The sequence below is a fragment of the Calidithermus roseus genome, assembly GCF_003574095.1.
Classification (GTDB): Bacteria; Deinococcota; Deinococci; order Deinococcales; family Thermaceae; genus Calidithermus; species Calidithermus roseus.
Genome location: NZ_QWLA01000153.1, coordinates 1 through 1,649, shown reverse-complemented (window position 1 = coordinate 1,649; position 1,649 = coordinate 1). Strand labels below are relative to the sequence as shown.

Below are 1,649 nucleotides of genomic sequence, written 5' to 3'. Positions count from 1 at the left end.
CGCCGGGGCTCGCTGGTCGGTCAGCGGGGCCCACGCCAAGGCCTTTGGCCGCTCCCAGCTATTCTCTCTCCGTCCAATCGTCTCTTTCGACACCGTGCGCCATGTCGCTTTCCCAGCAGCTTAGCCCTTTAGGGTTGATTCGGGGACGCACCCCGCAAGCCCTTGCTCAGAAGCGCGACATGAGCGTTACATTAAGTACCCAGCCTGGAATTGGGCCGACAGGGATGACGGTTGTTCGGTAAGGTGGAACTTGGGTAACAAACCCGTAGGGCCAGTAACGAAGGCTGCCCATGCACTGCTGATCTGGCCCGACTTTTCTACGAAGAGGAGGCGTATGAAACTAGGAGCAAAATTGATTGGTCTGGTGGCTGCCCTCGGCGTTCTGGCAGCGTGCTCGAGCGGTCCTAACCTGAGCAACAATGTGCCGGGCGTGCCCAGCGATTCGCCCACTGGCTTCAGCCAGAGCCAGGCCAGCGCCAAAAAGAGCACCTTGGTTTCGGCAGTCAACCAGATTGCAGTGGGCCTGACCGGCAACATTGGCGGCGCCAGCGCCAACCCTATGGAGGCGGCGGCGGCGCTGGTGGAGAAGGATTACCCCACCGTAGCCAAGCACCTGCGCCAGCTACGGCTCGAGGCGGGCTCGATCCGCGTGCAGGGCACGGCAAGCTGTGCACAAGGCGGCACCAGGACCTCCACCGACGTTGCGGATATCGTGGATAACGACGGCGACGGCATTCCCGTCTACGCGGAGGTTCGCTACAACAACTGCAAAGAGGGAGGCGTAACCGCCAACGGGCTGATCGGGCTTCAGGACAAGAACGACAGCGATCCCCAGAGCGGCTTTACCATTCTTATCGACTTGACCCTCACAGACGGCACCGATACTGTACGATGGGCCCTGGGCATCGATTACTCTCCTGGCGCGGGTGGCACTTACAACGTCCGTTACGGCTACCTGATTCAGGAGAATAGTGACAAGGTCGCCTTCGGCGTGAACATGAATTACACGCCTAAAGTAGACGGAGACAGCGACCCCTACGACGCGGGCTTCGTGGACTTCCAGGGCCGCTTCGTGTACAAGGTGCGTGGCGAGTACTACGTGCTCAATATGTTGGGTGAAGACCTGGAGTATGACTCGCGCTGCACCAGCAGCTTCGTCAGCGGCAAGGCCACCTTCCAGGACAACGCGGGCAACAAGCTGGTGATCCAGTACACCGGCTGCAACAGCTACACCATCACCTACAACGGCAACCCTATCTGAGCGGGGAAAACCGGCAGGGCGGCGGGCACCGGCCCGCCGCCCGCGCATTTCGGGTGCGCTAACCCCCCAAAACCGCGGACCCCACGGCGCTTTGCCTTCGGCGTACGGCGTCTGATAACTCCATGTGAATCCCCGGCGGGAAATTGAGCGTAGTGTTCTTAACACGACCAGGGGCAAATGCAACCTGCGCCCTAGCACTAGAGGTGGCTTCGTGGGGTTGAATGGTCTTTGGTTGTGGCAAAAGGAGAAGGAGGTAGGGCATGGAATCGGGACGTCAGGACCTGTACCGCTACGTCGTCGAGGAATTTGCCGAGGATTACCGCGAAGGCGAACTCGAGCGCCGGGAGTTCCTGCGCCGCATGGTGCTGCTGGGGGGCGGGGTGGGTGG

General features: G+C 60.8%; 1 protein-coding gene. It reads left to right on the top strand.

The genetic code is table 11. The features are described 5' to 3' along the window. The first annotated feature begins 334 nt into the window (after positions 1-334). Complete coding sequence (locus tag Mrose_RS18275; protein WP_147371733.1) at positions 335-1,261, top strand: hypothetical protein; 927 nt, start codon at positions 335-337, stop codon at positions 1,259-1,261. Positions 1,262-1,649: the final 388 nt, after the last annotated feature.

Excerpts from the sequence above, each read along its gene's own strand:
- Mrose_RS18275 (WP_147371733.1), top strand. The coding sequence starts at position 335 with ATGAAACTAGGAGCAAAATTGATTGGTCTGGTGGCTGCCCTCGGCGTT.